The following is a 14,117-nucleotide window of genomic DNA, read 5'->3' as shown; positions in this document are numbered from 1 at the left end:
CCCCGCTGCACCAGGAGCCGCCACATGTTCCCCACGCCCCACCTCCGACTGCCCACCACCGGCCAGGCCCTGCGCCAATCGCTGGAGCGGCGCGACAGCGTCGTGCTGAGCCGGCTTACCGCCCAGCTGAGGGTGCTGGGTTGCCGCATCCCGCCCGAGGAGCTGGCCCGGCAACTGCTCACCCACGGCAGCGCCCGGGTGCGTGATGCCTTCGGGCAGGAGCTGCTGCTGGAGGTGTCGGTGCCGCCCTGCGTGCCCCGCCAGCGCCCCGATGAGGCGCTGGGCTTCCGCCTTTCATGCTGAGCGCCTTGCCCCTTTCCCGATCTTCCCCACCCCCTCCACAGGAGAAATTGCCATGGGTCTTCTTGCCGTCAACGCACGCAACCAGTTTCAAGGTCGCATCCAGGAAATCATTGAAGGCCCCGTGGTCTCGGAGGTGGACGTGCTCCTGCCCTCCGGGCTGCAGGTCACGGCCGTGATCACCACCCGCTCGGTGCACGAGCTGGGCCTGCGCGTGGGGCGCGACGTGGTGGCCCTGGTCAAGTCCACCGAGGTGTCGATTGCCACGCTCTGACCACCCCACGGCGCGGCCTGCCCCGGCAGCCGTGCCGCGACACGAGGCCCGCCGAACCGATCTTGCGCGCCGGCGTTGGCTGGCGGCGGCCGTTGGCGGGGCTGCCTGCGGCGTCAGCCGGGCGGCCGGCCGCGAGATCAGCCTGCTCAACGTTTCCTACGACCCCACGCGCGAGCTGTACCAGCAATACAACGCGGCCTTTGCTGAGCACTGGCGCGCCCGCACCGGCGACCGCGTCACGGTGCAGCAGTCGCACGGGGGCTCGGGGCGCCAGTCCCGCGCGGTGGTGGAGGGGCGCGAGGCGGATGTGGTCACGTTGGCACTCTCGGCCGATATTGACCAAATCGCCGAGCGCGCCCGCCTGCTGCCGCTGGACTGGCAGGGCCGCCTGCCCCACCGCAGCACGCCTTACTACTCGACCATCGTCTTCCTGGTGCGCCTGGGCAACCCCCGGGGCATCCGGGACTGGGAGGACCTCGCCAAGCCCGGTGTGCAGGTGATCACCCCCAACCCCAAGAGTTCTGGCGGGGCCCGCTGGAACTACCTGGCGGCCTGGGCCCACGCGCTGCGACGGCCGGGCGGCAATGAGGCCGGCGCCAAGGCCTATCTGGCGGCGCTGCTGCGCAACGTGCCGGTGATGGATACAGGCGCCCGGGGTTCGACCCTGACCTTCATTGAGCGTGGCATCGGCGATGTGCTGCTGGCCTGGGAGAACGAGGCGCTGCTGGCCGTGAACCGCAGTGCCCGGGGGCGTTTTGAGGTGGTGGTGCCGTCGTCCAGCATCCGTGCCGAGCCGCCGGTGGCCGTGGTGGACGCGGTGGTGGACCGCCGTGGCACCCGGGCCGTGGCCCAGGCGTATCTGGAGCACCTCTACAGCGACGAGGGCCAGCGCATCGTGGCCGAGAACTTCTACCGGCCGGTGATGCCGGCGATGGCGTCGCGATATGCCTCGCGCTTTCCTGGCGTCCGGCTCCACGACTTGCCGGCGGTCTTTGGCAGCTGGCGTCAGGCCCAGAAGGTGCACTTCAGCGAGGACGGCCTCTTCGACCAGATCTATGCCGCCAACGCGCAGTGGCAGCGCATGTTGTGCCCTTCTGCGCTCTGAGCCGTCACTCGGGCGCTGCGGCCCGGGGCGCCACATGCGCAAACCGCATGAGCATCACCACAAGCCTTCGTTGCGCCGCGGGCCCCAGGATTTCCAGAATGGGCCTACGTCGTCCAGCCTTCGCCCCACACCTCAGGAACACATGACCATGCCCCACCTTCTGACACGCCATCGCGCCCTGCGCGGTGCTGCCGCCTTGTTGTTGGCCGGCCTGCTGGGGGTGTCCAGCGCCGCTCAGGCCAAGGACGTGACGCTGCTCAACGTCAGCTACGACCCCACCCGCGAGCTGTACCAGGACTTCAACAAGTCGTTTGCTGCCCACTGGCAGGCCAAGACGGGCGACAAAGTCACCGTCAAGCAAAGCCACGGGGGCTCGGGCAAGCAGGCGCGCTCGGTCATTGACGGCCTGGACGCCGACGTGGTGACGCTGGCCCTGGCCTATGACATTGACGAGCTGGGCCAGAAAGCCAAGCTGATCCCGGCGGACTGGCAAAAGCGCCTGCCGCACAACAGCAGCCCCTACACCTCGACCATCGTGTTCCTGGTGCGCAAGGGCAACCCCAAGGCCATCAAGGACTGGCCGGACCTGGTCAAGCCCGGTGTGGCCGTCATCACCCCCAACCCCAAGACCTCCGGGGGGGCGCGCTGGAACTACCTGGCGGCCTGGGGCTACGCGCTGAAGGCGCCGGGCGGCAGCGAGGCCAAGGCCCAGGCTTTCGTCACCGCCTTGTTCAAAAACGTGCCGGTGCTGGACTCCGGCGCCCGCGGCGCCACCACCACCTTTGTGGAGCGCGGCATGGGCGATGTGCTGATCTCCTGGGAGAACGAGGCCTTCCTGGCGGTCAAGGAGCTGGGGCCGGACAAGTTCGAGATCGTGGTGCCCTCGGTCAGCATCCTGGCCGAGCCGCCGGTGGCGCTGGTGGACAAGGTGGTGGACAAAAAGGGCACCCGCGCCGTGGCGCAGGCCTATCTGGAGCACCTCTACAGCCCCGAAGGCCAGAAGATCGCCGCCGAGAACTACTACCGCCCGATCGACCCCAAGGTGGCCGCGCAGTACGACAAGTTCTTCCCGAAGATCAAGCTGTTCACCATCGATGACAGCTTTGGTGGCTGGGCCAAGGCGCAGAAGACGCACTTTGCCGACGGCGGCCTGTTCGACCAGATCTACACCAAGCGCTGAACCCGGCCGCGGCCCGCCTAGATCAGCGTGCGCACCACTTCCGCCAGGGCCAGGCCCAGGCGGTGGTGCTCGGGGGCATCCAGGTGCACGCCATCGGTGGGGCTGCTGCTGACCACCTGGCCGGCGTCAAAGAAGGCGCAGCCCAGCTCGGCGCATTGCGCCTGCAGCAGCGCAGGCAAGCCCACGCACTTGTGCTGCCCGCCGGCAAACTTGGGCGCGATGGCCCCGGCCGGTGTGCCGATGGGCGGCGGCGCCACCACCAGGATGGGCGGCACCGGCATGCCGGGCTCGATGGGGGCCGTGCGGATGGCCCCCACCAGCGCGGCCACGCCCGCCGCCGCATGCCAGGCGGTATGCGGGTGCATGGACTGGAAATCGTTGGTGCCCAGCATCAGCACCACCAGCGCCAGCGGCGATTGCGCCTCAATGCGCTGGGCCAGGCCGTCGATGCCGCGCCGGCCGGGCTTGTACGGGTCGTCATAGACGGTGCGGCGGCCGTTGATGCAGTCTTCAGCCACACGCACGCGGCGGCCCAGGGTGTGCAGCGCGCCTTCCATGACGCCGGGCCAGCGCTGGTCAAAGGGCAGGCGCTGGCGGGTGCCGGGCACGATGCCCCAGGACAAGGAATCGCCGTAGACGAGGATGTGCTGCATGGGCCAGGGCTCCTGCTTGCGTTGCCAAAGGAGCCCCAGCGTAGCGGCCGGGGTGCTGCGAGGGCAAGCGGGTGGGCCCGTGGTGCTGCAAGCGGACAAGGCCGCAGTGCCGCGAGCGGACCAAGCCGCAGGGCGCTCAGCCGCCAGCGCGCTTCACTGTCCAGCCACGCCCGTCCAGCAGGGTGAGGAGCTGGGCCACATGGTCGCCCTGGATCTCGATCACGCCGTCTTTGACGGTGCCGCCGGTGCCGCAAGCGGCCTTGAGGGTTTTGGCCAGGGCCTGCAGGCCGGCCTCGTCCAGCGGCACGCCGCTGACGGTGCTCACGGTCTTGCCGCCCCGGCCCTTGCTGCTGCGCTGCACCTTGACCACACCCGCGGCGCGGCGGGCAGCCAGTGCGGCCTCGGCCTGCTGGGCGGCGCAGGCGCACTGGGCCTGGGCTTGTCCACAGCCGGGGCACAGACGCCCGCTGTCGGTGGAGTACACCAGCGAAGACAGGCCGCTCAGGCCCGAGACGCTCTTGGGGCGAGGGGCGCGGGACATGCTCAGAGCGCCCGCACTTTCACCGAGCGGCCCTTGACCTTGCCCCGGCTCAGCCCGGCCAGGGCCTGGGGCGCGATCTCGCGGGCCACGGCCACGTAGCTGCTGAAGTCGTTGATGCTGATCTTGCCGATCTGGTCGCCCGGGAAGCCCAGGTCCTTGGTCAGCGCGCCCAGCAGGTCGCCGGGGCGGATTTTTTCTTTGCGGCCACCCAGGATCTGCAGCGTCACCATCGGCGGCTGCAGCGGGGCGGCGTTGTCAGCGGCTTGCAGCTCGGCCAGCGGCTGCCACTCGAAGGCCCAGCCCTGGGCGTGCTCGATGCGGCCCACGCGGCCCATTTCGTCCAGGCTGGCCAAGCTCACGGCCAGGCCGGTCTGCCCGGCGCGGCCGGTGCGGCCGATGCGGTGGGTGTGCACCTCCACCTCGGGGCTGATGTCCACATTAATCACCGCCTCCAGCTGGGCGATGTCCAGGCCACGGGCGGCCACATCGGTGGCCACCAGCACGCTGCAACTGCGGTTGGCAAAGCGCACCAGCACCTGGTCACGGTCGCGCTGGTCCAGGTCGCCGTGCAGCTCCAGCGCGGCCATGCCCTGGGCCTGCAGCACGGCCACCAGGTCACGGCACTGCTGCTTGGTGTTGCAGAAAGCCAGGGTGCTGACCGGGCGGTGGTGCTTGAGCAGCAGGCCCACCGCGTGCAGGCGCTCGGTCTCGGCCACCTCAATGAAGACCTGGCGGATCTGGGCGTGCGCGCCGGTGGGGGTCTTCTCTGAGAGGGTGACGGTCTTGGGCTGGCGCATGAAGCGCGTGGCCAGGGCCTGCACACCTTCGGGGTAGGTGGCCGAGAACAGCAGGGTTTGGCGCTGCGCGGGGCAGTGGCGCAGCACCTCTTTGATGTCGTCGGCAAAGCCCATGTCGAGCATGCGGTCGGCCTCGTCCAGCACCAGGGTGTTCAGGGCGCCCAGGTCCAGGCTGCCGCGGCTGAGGTGGTCCAGCACGCGGCCGGGGGTACCCACCACGAGGTGGGCGCCATGCGCCAGGCTGGCCAGCTGCGGCTGGATGGGGCTGCCGCCACACAGCGTCAGCACCTTCACATTGTCTTCAGCGCGGGCCAGGCGGCGCAGCTCGCCGGCCACCTGGTCGGCCAGCTCGCGGGTGGGGCACAGCACCAGGGCCTGCACGGCAAAGCGCCGCACCTCCAGGCGGGCCAGCAGCGGCAGGCCAAAAGCGGCGGTCTTGCCGCTGCCGGTCTTGGCCTGGGCGATCAGGTCGTGCCCGGCCAGGCTCAGCGGCAGGCTGGCGGCTTGGATGGGCGTCATGCGCTCGTAACCCAGGGCCTGCAGGTTGGCCAGCTGGGCGGGTGGCAGGGGCAGACGGGCGAAGTCGCTCGCCATGTCTGAGGCCGCAGGGATGGGCGCGTCTTGGGGTTCGGTCATGCGCCATTGTCGGTGCCGGGCGGCATGGCGCCGTCGGACAAGGACCAGGACGCTTGCCCCGCACGGAACTCCCGCACGGTCTGCAGCATCGCGGCCAGCAGCGGCGAGTCGTTGTCGCGCAGGTAGAAGCAGTGCAGGTCCATGGACACCGGCTGCAGCGTGCGCAGGCGGCGGTAGGCAATGCCCGGGATCTGCACCTGGGTCATCGAGCCCGGCACCAGCGTCACCCCCGCGCCGGTGGCGGCCAGCACGGTGGCGGTGACGATGTCGCTGCTGGGCGTGCTCAGCCGGGGCACAAAGCCGTGGGCGCGGCACAGTTGCAGCGTCATGGCGGTGATGGCGGGCGAGGAGCCCACGATGAGCGTTTCGTCGCGCAGCTCGGCCACGTCCACCTCGGCCTGGGCGGACAGCGGGTGGTGAGCCGCCAGACCCAGCAGCACGGGCTCGCGGGCCACGGGCACCACGGCAATCTCGTCTACCTCGGGCAGCAGGCGCTCAAACACCAGTTGCACCCGGCCTTGGCGCAGCGCTGGCAGCTGCAGCGGGGTTTGGGCGTGGTGCAGCACCAGCTCCACCTCGGGGTGGCGTTGGGCAAAGGCCTGCAGCACCTGGGGCACCACGCCAAACACGGCTGAGCCATACACGCCCACGTCCAGCCGGCCCACCTGGCCCTGGCCCGCCCGTTGGGCCCGTTCGGCGGCCTGGGCCACCAGGCTGTGGATGTTGCGGGCGTCGTGCGCCAGGGCCTCGCCGGCCGCCGTCAGGCTCATGCCGCGTGGGGTGCGCTTGAACAGCTGCACGCCCAGCTCGGCTTCCAGCTGCTGAATCTGCCGGGTCAGCGGCGGTTGCGACAGGTGCAGTTTCTCGGCCGCCCGCCCCAGGTGCTGGGTGTCGGCCACGGCCATGAAGTAGGTGAGTTGGCGCAAGTCCATGTGCCACATCTTACGGAAAAGGTATCAAGTGGCCGGAAAACAAGCATTGGATTTTGGTGACTATCGTCTGCAGACTGCCCGTGTCACGGCCCGGTCGAGGCCGCAACGAGGAGACAAACACCATGACCACCCCCCATCCGCGCCTGGGTGCGGCTGCTGGCGCCGGCGTGCTGGGCCTGTCGGCCCTGGCGCTGGCGGGCTGCTTGGGCAGCAACAGCGACGCCCCTTTGACACAGCCTACGCTGGGCGTGCGCAGCAAAGCTGTGATCAGCCGAGACGGCCACCATTTCCGCGATGCCAATGGCAACGGCCAGCTCGACCCGTATGAGGACTGGCGCTTGTCGGCCCAGGCCCGTGTGGCTGACCTGCTGGCGCGCATGAGCCTGCAGCAAAAAGCCGGGCTGATGTTGATCGACACCCTGAACGCCGGCTGTGCCGGGGCCACCGACGGCACCAGCGCTGCGAACTTTGTGCAAACCCAGCAGATGCGCCGCTTCATCCTGCGCAACGCGGCCAACGCCACGGCCAGTGACTGCAGTGGCTCGGCAGGGCGGAGCGGTTTCACCGTCACGCCCGCGCAGTTGGCGGGTTTTGCCAACGCCGTGCAGGCCCTGGCGGAGGCTGAGCCGCTGGGCATTCCGGTGCTGTTCAAGGACAACGCCCGCAACCACTACAACAACGACCCGCGCTTTGGCATCTCGGCCGCGGCCGGGGCGTTCACCGAATTTCCTCGGGAGGCGGGCATGGCGGCGGCCGCCCTGGGCACGGGGGACATGGCGCCCGTGCAGGCCCTGACCGAGGTGATGGCGGCCGAGTGGCGTGCCGTGGGCCTGCGTGGCGCTTATGCCTACATGGCCGACCTGGCCACCGAGCCGCGCTGGTACCGCGTCTCCGAAACCTTCACCGAAGACGCCGACCTGAACGCCCGCATCATGACCGCGCTGGTGCAAGGCCTGCAGGGTGGGCCGGTGAGCGACAAAACCGCCGTGGCCCTGACCATGAAGCACTTCCCCGGTGGCGGGCCGCAAGAGCAGGGCCTGGACCCGCACTATTCGTTTGGCAAGCAGCAGGTCTACCCCGGCGGCCGCTTTGGCGAGCACCTCAAGCCCTTCATGGCGGCCATCAACGCGGGCGTGTCCTCGGTCATGCCCTATTACGGCGTGCCCATCAGCGTGACCTACGAAGGCGTGACCTACGACCAGACCGGTTTTGCCTTCAACAAGCAGATCGTCACCGACTTGCTGCGCGGCAAGCTCGGCTTCCAGGGCTATGTGAACTCCGACACCGGCATCATCAACGACCGCGCCTGGGGCCTGGAAGGCCAGACCGTGCCGCAGCGGGTGGCGGCCGCCGTCAACGCCGGGGTGGACGTGCTCTCGGGCTTCAGCAGCAACCAGACCCTCACCGACCTGGTGGGCGCAGGCTTGTTGAGCGAAGCGCGCATCACCGAGGCCGCCGGCCGCCTGCTGACCGAGCAGTTCAAGCTCGGCCTGTTCGAGAACCCGTATGTGGACGTGACGCAGGTGGACGCGGTGATTGGCAGCGCCGCGCACCGCGCCAAGGGCCAGCTGGTGCAAAAACAGTCCATCGTGCTGCTGCAAAACAGCGTCACCGAAGGCAGCACCCGCCGCTTGCCGCTGGCCACCGGGCTGAAGGTCTACACCCTGGGCATGGGCAAGACCGATGTGGAGGCTTATGGCTACACCGTCACCGATGGCAACACCACCACGCCCGGCACCCGGCCCAGCGCGGCCGGCCACGATGTGGCGGTGATCCGCGTGCAGGTCACCAACCCGGTGTCGGTGACGGCAGCCTACCGCAGCAAAGGCGCCACCACCGGGGCGGATCCGACCTACCTCAATCCGCGCACCGGCCAGGTGTGGGGCGCCGAGGACCCGTGCGTGACCCATGCCGCCCAGAACCCGACCTGCGTGGACGATGCCGGCCTGATCTTTGGTGGCGCCTTCCCGTGGGAAGCGGGCCAGCTCTCGTTCACCACCATGGCCGCCGCCCAGTCGTGGAAGGTCTCGCCTTCCTTGTCTGACATCCAGGCCGTGATGAACGAGGTGGGCGCCAAGAACACCGTGCTGGCCATCTACTTCCGCCAGCCCTATGTGCTGGACGAGGCCAGCGGCCTGCGCAACGCGGGTGCCATCGTGGCCACCTTCGGGGTCAGCGACGTGGCGCTGATGGAGGTGCTCACCGGCAAGTTCAAGCCCCAGGGCAAGCTGCCATTCGCCTTGGCCAAAACCCTGCAGGCGGTGCAAGACAACCAACCCGACGCCCCCGGCTACCCGGCGGCCGACACGCTCTACCCCTATGGCTTTGGTTTGAGCTATTGAGCGCCGCCAGCCGGCTACGCCAACAAGAAGGGGCCGTTGGGCCCCTTCTTCGTTGATCGGCGCATAAGCATGCGCGTTTTGCTTCGTTCGTGACCAGGGGGCCGCTGCCTAGCATCCGGCGCCATGCTGCTGTCCAAAACCCTGCTCAAACGCCACACCGTGCTGCCCGGCTTCGACCTGTCGCTGGGTTTTGCCGTGCTGTACCTGAGCCTGATCGTGCTGATCCCGCTCTCCGCGGTGTTCCTCAAGACCTTCACGTTGAGCTGGGAGGGTTTTGTGGCTGCGGCGTTCTCTGAGCGGGTGGTGGCCAGCTACCGACTCACCTTTGGGGCCTCACTGGCCGCCGCGCTGCTCAATGGCGTGTTCGGCCTGCTGGTGGCCTGGGTGCTGGTGCGTTACCCCTTTCCGTTCAAGCGCATCGTCGATGCGCTGGTGGACCTGCCTTTCGCCCTGCCCACGGCGGTGGCCGGCATCGCGTTGACGGCGCTGTACGCGCAGAACGGCTGGATCGGTTCGGTGCTGCCGTTCAAGGTGGCTTTCACGCCCATCGGCGTGTTCGTGGCGCTCACCTTCATCGGCCTGCCCTTTGTGGTGCGCACGGTGCAGCCCATCCTGGAAGACCTGCACAAGGAGTTGGAGGAAGCCGCCGCGACGCTCGGCGCCAGCCGCTGGCAAACCTTCCGCCTGGTGATCCTGCCCACGCTGCTGCCGGCGCTGCTCACCGGCTTTGCGCTGGCCTTTGCGCGGGCATTGGGCGAGTACGGCTCGGTGATCTTCATCGCCGGCAACATGCCCATGGTCAGCGAGATCACGCCGCTGCTCATCATCACCAAGCTGGAGCAGTACGACTACGCCGGAGCCACCGCCATCGCCACCGTGATGCTGGTGATCGCCTTCACGCTGCTTCTCAGCATCAATTTGCTCCAAGCCTGGGCCAGAAAGCGTTGACCCCATGACTGCCACCACCGCTCCTTTGCCTGCTCCTGCGCCGCGTGCCGGCGTGGCGCCCCGCTCGGCCTTGGCCGCCACGCAGGAGCCCGCGTGGGTGCGCCGGCTGCTGATCGCCGGGGCGCTGCTGTTCCTCTCGCTGTTCTTGTTCACACCGCTGATTGCCGTGTTCGTGGAGGCGTTCAAAAAGGGCTGGCAGGTGTACCTGGCGGCCATCGTCGAGGAGGATGCGCTCTCCGCCCTGAAGCTCACCTTCATCGCCGCGCTGATTGCCGTGCCCTTGAACCTGGTGTTTGGCGTGGCGGCAGCCTGGGCCATCGCCAAGTTCGAGTTCCGCGGCAAGAACGTGCTGCTCACGCTCATCGACCTGCCGTTCTCGGTCAGCCCGGTCATCGCCGGCCTGATCTACATGCTGGTGTTCGGCCTGCAAGGCTGGTGGGGTGAATGGCTGCGTGACCACGACCTGAAGATCGTCTTCGCCGTGCCGGGCATCGTGCTGGCCACGGTGTTCGTCACCTTTCCCTTCGTGGCCCGGGAGCTGATTCCGCTGATGCAGGCCCAAGGCCAGGAGCAGGAAGAGGCTGCCCGCGTGCTGGGCGCCAGCGGCTGGCAGACCTTCTGGCGCGTCACGCTGCCCAACGTGAAGTGGGCCTTGCTCTACGGCGTGATCTTGTGCAACGCCCGCGCCATGGGCGAGTTTGGTGCCGTCAGCGTGGTCTCGGGCCACATCCGCGGCCAGACCAACACGCTGCCGCTGCACATCGAGATCCTCTACAACGAGTACCAGTTTGCGGCGGCCTTCGCCGTGGCCTCACTGCTGGCCGGGCTGGCCCTGGTGACGCTGGTGCTCAAGTACCTGGTCGAGCAACGCATGAAGAAGGAATCCGCATGAGCATCGAAGTCCGCAACCTGGTCAAGCGCTACGGCTCGCTGGCGGTGTGCAACCAGCTCAACCTCACCATCCCCTCGGGCGAACTGGTGGCCCTGCTGGGCCCCTCGGGCTCGGGCAAGACCACACTGCTGCGCATGATTGCCGGTCTGGAGCAGCCCGACAGCGGCAGCGTGCTGTTCCACGGCGAAGACGCCACCCACACCCATGTGCGGGAGCGCAACGTCGGTTTTGTGTTCCAGCACTACGCGCTGTTCGGCCACATGAGCATCTTCGAGAACGTGGCTTTTGGCCTGCGGGTGCGCCCACGCGAGACCCGCCCCAGCGACGCGCAGATCAAGGCCAAGGTGACGGAGCTGCTCAAGCTGGTGCAGCTGGATTGGCTGGCTGACCGCTACCCCCACCAGCTCTCCGGCGGTCAGCGTCAGCGCGTGGCCCTGGCCCGCGCCTTGGCGGTGGAGCCCAAGGTGCTGCTGCTGGACGAGCCCTTTGGCGCGCTGGACGCCAAGGTGCGCAAAGAGCTGCGCCGCTGGCTGCGCCGCCTGCACGACGAGATGCACGTGACCAGCGTCTTCGTCACCCACGACCAGGAAGAAGCCATGGAAGTGGCCGACCGCATCGTGGTGATGAACGAGGGCCGCATCGAGCAAGAAGGCAGCCCCGACGAGGTCTACGACCACCCGGCCACACCCTTCGTGCTGAAGTTCCTGGGCGATGTGAACCTGTTTCACGCCCGCGCCGACCATGCGCCGGGTGAAGAGGTGAGTTATGTGCGCCCGCACGAGTTGGACATCGTGGCCCAGCCCGGCGACGGCACCTGGGCAGTGACGCTGGCCGACACCCTGACGGTGGGTCCCAACACGCGCCTGGAGTTCAAGCGCCATGACGACGGCAGCACCGTGGATGTGGAACTGCCCCGCGCCCAATGGCTGGCGCTGCGCGCCGAGTTCAAGCTGGCCCCGGGCCAGGTGGCCCACTTGCGGCCGCGCCGGGTGACTCGCTTCACGGTGGGCACTTCGGCAGGCTGAGACGCCACCGCTGGGCGCGGCCGCGTCGCCACCTGGCGCCTAGACTGACGCCATGGACAACGCCGTGACCCTTCCCCTGCGCCAGTTGCTGGCGCGCCAGCCCGTGGCGGCGCTGGCCACCCTGCACCAGGGTGCGCCTGCCAGCTCCATGGTGCCGTTTGCCTGGCGGCCCGCCAGCGGCGAGCTGCTGCTGCATGTGAGCCGGCTGGCCACCCACACCGCCGACATGCTGGCGCAGCCGGCGGTGTCGTTGCTGGTGCAGGGGCTGCCGGACATGGCCGACACGCCGCTGGCCTTGCCGCGCGCGGCCTTCAGCGGGCAGGCCCGGCCCTTGGCGCCGGGCAGTGAGGAGGCCGAGGCTGCCCAGGCGGACTACCTGGCGCGGTTGCCCGATGCGGCGCCCCTGTTCAACTTTGGGGATTTCGGCCTGTTTGCCGTGCAGGTGCGCAGCGTGCGCCTGGTGGCGGGCTTTGGCCGGGCCCATTCACTCACGACGGCCCAGTGGCAGGCCGTGGCCGCTACGGCCCCACTGGGCCTCGGCGGCAACCTGGCCACAGACTTATCCACAGGCGTCTAGGCCTGCGGGCGCGGGTTCAGCCCAGCGTCCAGCGGCCTTCGGCCACCAGCTCGGACAGCGGCTTGCGCGGGCTGGGTTGTTCGCGGGCTTGCAGGGCCTCGGGCAACTGGGACTTGTCGCCCTGCTTGCCAATGGCCACCACGGCCTGGATGGCCACATCCTCCGGCAGCGCCAGGCTGGGGCGCAGGGTGTCGGCCACAAAGCCGCCCATGCCGTGTGTCATCCAGCCCAGCTGGTAGGCCTGAAACGCGAAGCTGGCCCAGGCGGCACCGGCGTCAAAGGCATGCCAGGCATTGGGTTTGGCCTCGGTCTGACCCGGGGCGGTGGCCGTGGTCTTGGCCAGCATCACCACCAGGGCCGAGGCGTTGCGCGCCCAGGCCTGGTTCATCGGCATCAGGCCGGCCAGGATGGCGTCGAAGGCGGGCGTGCCGCGCAGGCCGTAGACAAAGCGCCAGGGCTGGTGGTTCATGGCCGAGGGGGCCCAGCGGGCCGCCTCGAAGCAGGTCATCAAGGTCTCCAGCGGGATCGCCTCGCCGGTGAAGGCGCGGGGCGACCAGCGGCCGGTGAACAGGGGATCGGCCGGGTAGCCGGGAACGCGGGAGGAGGGGATGGGAGTGCTCATCTCGGCAGTGTGTGGCCGGTCCTCCGGTTCACCATTCAAGCGCCTTGAATGAGGGCGACGAGATCAGCCCTTGAGCGTCTGCTCCAGCACATGCAACTGCTGGTTGAGCTCGGTGTCCTTCTGCCGCTCGCCACCGATCTTGCGCACCGCGTGCAGCACCGTGGTGTGGTCGCGGCCGCCGAAGAGCTCGCCGATCTCCGGCAGGCTCTTCTGGGTCAGCTCCTTGGCCAGGTACATGGCGATCTGGCGCGGGCGGGCGATGCTGGCCGGACGCTTCTTGCTGTACATGTCGGCGATCTTGATCTTGTAGAAGTCCGCCACCGTCTTCTGGATGTTCTCCACCGAGATCTGCCGGTTCTGGATGGACAGCAGGTCCTTGAGCGCCTCGCGCGCCAGGGCGATGGTGATTTCCTTGTGGCTGAAGCGGGCGTAGGCCAGCACCTTGCGCAGTGCCCCCTCCAGCTCGCGCACATTGGCGCGCACGTTCTTGGCCACGAAGAACGCCACATCCTCGGGCAGCCCCGCGCCTTCCTGGCGGGCCTTGGCCAGCAGGATGGCCACCCGCATCTCCAGCTCGGGCGGCTCGATGGCCACGGTCAGGCCCGAGTCGAAGCGGCTGGTCAGCCGCTGGTCGATGTCCACCAGCCCCTTGGGGTAGGTGTCGCTGGTCATGATGATGTGTGCACCCTTGGCCAGCAGGGCCTCGAAGGCGTTGAAGAACTCCTCCTGGGTGCGCTCCTTGCCCGCGAAGAACTGCACGTCGTCGATCAGCAGCAGGTCCAGCTGGTGGTACTTGGCCTTGAGCTCGTCAAAGGTCTTGCGCTGGTAGTTCTTCACCACGTCGGAGATGAACTGCTCGGCGTGCAGGTACAGCACCCGTGCCTGCGGGTTGTCCTTGAGCAGGGCATTGCCCACAGCATGCACCAGGTGCGTCTTGCCCAGGCCCACCCCGCCGTAAATGAACAGCGGGTTGTAGGTCACGCCCGGTGCACCGGCCACGTGCAGGGCAGCGGTGCGGGCCATCTGGTTGGCGCGGCCGGGGACCAGGGTGTCAAAACTCAGCTCGGGCCGGATGTTCAGGCGCGGCGCCTGGGCGGTGCCCAGCCGGGACGTGGGCGCAGGGGCCGGCGCGGGGACGGCGCTGGCCTGCGGGGCGACGGCGCGGGCCACCTGGCGGGTGGTCTGCGCGGCGGCATCGCTGGCTTGGCGTGCGGCACGTTCGGCCAGGCGGGCGGCGGCCTCCTCGGCCAGCTGATGCACCGTCTTGCGGGTCCGCGCGGCGGGTACCGGCAC

General features: G+C 68.7%; 15 protein-coding genes. 9 read left to right on the top strand and 6 right to left on the bottom strand.

What is annotated here, in order from left to right:
* Positions 1-24 precede the first annotated feature (24 nt).
* The 4 genes from G3A44_RS06655 (at position 25) to G3A44_RS06640 (ending at position 2,859) form a co-directional block, all read left to right on the top strand.
* Entirely contained in the window at positions 25-303 is a 279-nt protein-coding gene (locus tag G3A44_RS06655) for a hypothetical protein (RefSeq protein ID WP_163456736.1), read from the top strand.
* 52 nt (positions 304-355) lie between these two features.
* Entirely contained in the window at positions 356-574 is a 219-nt protein-coding gene (locus tag G3A44_RS06650) for a TOBE domain-containing protein (protein ID WP_163456735.1), read from the top strand.
* Between the two features lie 31 nt (positions 575-605).
* Complete coding sequence (locus G3A44_RS06645; RefSeq protein ID WP_163456734.1) at positions 606-1,679, top strand: sulfate ABC transporter substrate-binding protein; 1,074 nt, start codon at positions 606-608, stop codon at positions 1,677-1,679.
* 148 nt (positions 1,680-1,827) lie between these two features.
* Entirely contained in the window at positions 1,828-2,859 is a 1,032-nt protein-coding gene (locus G3A44_RS06640; protein ID WP_163456733.1) for a sulfate ABC transporter substrate-binding protein, read from the top strand.
* Positions 2,860-2,876: 17 nt separating this feature from the next.
* Here the strand turns inward: G3A44_RS06640 and G3A44_RS06635 are convergent, their stop codons facing one another.
* The 4 genes from G3A44_RS06635 to G3A44_RS06620 all read right to left on the bottom strand — a co-directional run bounded on the left by G3A44_RS06635 (position 2,877) and on the right by G3A44_RS06620 (position 6,418).
* Positions 2,877-3,512 (bottom strand): SGNH/GDSL hydrolase family protein, encoded by a 636-nt coding sequence (locus G3A44_RS06635; RefSeq protein WP_163456732.1) that lies wholly within the window; start codon positions 3,510-3,512, stop codon positions 2,877-2,879.
* 136 nt (positions 3,513-3,648) lie between these two features.
* On the bottom strand, positions 3,649-4,053 hold the full coding sequence (locus G3A44_RS06630; RefSeq protein WP_163456731.1) for a translation initiation factor Sui1: 405 nt from the start codon (positions 4,051-4,053) through the stop codon (positions 3,649-3,651).
* Positions 4,054-4,055: 2 nt separating this feature from the next.
* Positions 4,056-5,486 carry an ATP-dependent RNA helicase DbpA gene (gene dbpA, locus G3A44_RS06625; protein WP_239061741.1) on the bottom strand — a complete coding sequence of 477 codons (1,431 nt, stop codon included), beginning with the start codon at positions 5,484-5,486 and terminating at the stop codon, positions 4,056-4,058.
* Positions 5,483-6,418, bottom strand: a complete 936-nt coding sequence (locus G3A44_RS06620; RefSeq protein WP_163456730.1) for a LysR family transcriptional regulator — start codon at positions 6,416-6,418, stop codon at positions 5,483-5,485. The genes dbpA and G3A44_RS06620 overlap by 4 nt, the downstream gene beginning before the upstream one ends.
* 122 nt (positions 6,419-6,540) lie before the next feature.
* Between G3A44_RS06620 and G3A44_RS06615 the strand changes: the two genes are divergently transcribed.
* The 5 genes from G3A44_RS06615 to G3A44_RS06595 all read left to right on the top strand — a co-directional run bounded on the left by G3A44_RS06615 (position 6,541) and on the right by G3A44_RS06595 (position 12,202).
* On the top strand, positions 6,541-8,760 hold the full coding sequence (locus tag G3A44_RS06615) for a glycoside hydrolase family 3 protein (RefSeq protein WP_163456729.1): 2,220 nt from the start codon (positions 6,541-6,543) through the stop codon (positions 8,758-8,760).
* A gap of 123 nt (positions 8,761-8,883) precedes the next feature.
* Positions 8,884-9,708: a sulfate ABC transporter permease subunit CysT gene (gene cysT / locus G3A44_RS06610; RefSeq protein ID WP_163456728.1), complete on the top strand. Its 825-nt coding sequence runs from the start codon at positions 8,884-8,886 to the stop codon at positions 9,706-9,708.
* Between the two features lie 4 nt (positions 9,709-9,712).
* A complete protein-coding gene (gene cysW, locus G3A44_RS06605; RefSeq protein ID WP_163456727.1) occupies positions 9,713-10,600 on the top strand; it encodes a sulfate ABC transporter permease subunit CysW in 888 nt (295 codons plus the stop codon).
* Positions 10,597-11,625, top strand: coding sequence for a sulfate/molybdate ABC transporter ATP-binding protein (locus G3A44_RS06600; protein WP_163456726.1), 1,029 nt, complete (start codon positions 10,597-10,599; stop codon positions 11,623-11,625). The genes cysW and G3A44_RS06600 overlap by 4 nt, the downstream gene beginning before the upstream one ends.
* Before the next feature lie 52 nt (positions 11,626-11,677).
* Positions 11,678-12,202, top strand: coding sequence for a pyridoxamine 5'-phosphate oxidase family protein (locus tag G3A44_RS06595; protein ID WP_163456725.1), 525 nt, complete (start codon positions 11,678-11,680; stop codon positions 12,200-12,202).
* Between the two features lie 16 nt (positions 12,203-12,218).
* On the opposite strand, the gene G3A44_RS06590 is transcribed toward G3A44_RS06595, so the two are convergent.
* The gene (locus tag G3A44_RS06590) at positions 12,219-12,824 is read right to left on the bottom strand and encodes a nitroreductase family protein (RefSeq protein ID WP_163456724.1); all 606 of its coding nucleotides are present in this window, start codon (positions 12,822-12,824) and stop codon (positions 12,219-12,221) included.
* A gap of 63 nt (positions 12,825-12,887) precedes the next feature.
* On the bottom strand, positions 12,888-14,117 hold a 1,230-nt coding region (gene dnaA / locus G3A44_RS06585; protein WP_239061740.1), incomplete at its 5' end, for a chromosomal replication initiator protein DnaA.

This window comes from Ideonella livida (genome assembly GCF_010499455.1).
Lineage (GTDB): Bacteria > Pseudomonadota > Gammaproteobacteria > Burkholderiales > Burkholderiaceae_C > Ideonella > Ideonella livida.
Note: the sequence above shows the minus strand (reverse complement) of the source record. Positions and strands in the feature narration are given on the sequence as shown.

Bases quoted from the DNA above. Each gene is read 5' to 3' on its own strand.
- G3A44_RS06650 (WP_163456735.1), top strand. From the start codon at position 356: ATGGGTCTTCTTGCCGTCAACGCACGCAACCAGTTTCAAGGTCGCATC.
- G3A44_RS06655 (WP_163456736.1), top strand. From the start codon at position 25: ATGTTCCCCACGCCCCACCTCCGACTGCCCACCACCGGCCAGGCCCTG.
- G3A44_RS06595 (WP_163456725.1), top strand. From the start codon at position 11,678: ATGGACAACGCCGTGACCCTTCCCCTGCGCCAGTTGCTGGCGCGCCAG.
- cysW (WP_163456727.1), top strand. From the start codon at position 9,713: ATGACTGCCACCACCGCTCCTTTGCCTGCTCCTGCGCCGCGTGCCGGC.
- G3A44_RS06590 (WP_163456724.1), bottom strand. From the start codon at position 12,824: ATGAGCACTCCCATCCCCTCCTCCCGCGTTCCCGGCTACCCGGCCGAT.
- G3A44_RS06600 (WP_163456726.1), top strand. From the start codon at position 10,597: ATGAGCATCGAAGTCCGCAACCTGGTCAAGCGCTACGGCTCGCTGGCG.
- G3A44_RS06620 (WP_163456730.1), bottom strand. From the start codon at position 6,418: ATGGACTTGCGCCAACTCACCTACTTCATGGCCGTGGCCGACACCCAG.
- G3A44_RS06640 (WP_163456733.1), top strand. From the start codon at position 1,828: ATGCCCCACCTTCTGACACGCCATCGCGCCCTGCGCGGTGCTGCCGCC.
- dbpA (WP_239061741.1), bottom strand. From the start codon at position 5,486: ATGACCGAACCCCAAGACGCGCCCATCCCTGCGGCCTCAGACATGGCG.
- G3A44_RS06615 (WP_163456729.1), top strand. From the start codon at position 6,541: ATGACCACCCCCCATCCGCGCCTGGGTGCGGCTGCTGGCGCCGGCGTG.
- cysT (WP_163456728.1), top strand. From the start codon at position 8,884: ATGCTGCTGTCCAAAACCCTGCTCAAACGCCACACCGTGCTGCCCGGC.
- G3A44_RS06630 (WP_163456731.1), bottom strand. From the start codon at position 4,053: ATGTCCCGCGCCCCTCGCCCCAAGAGCGTCTCGGGCCTGAGCGGCCTG.
- G3A44_RS06635 (WP_163456732.1), bottom strand. From the start codon at position 3,512: ATGCAGCACATCCTCGTCTACGGCGATTCCTTGTCCTGGGGCATCGTG.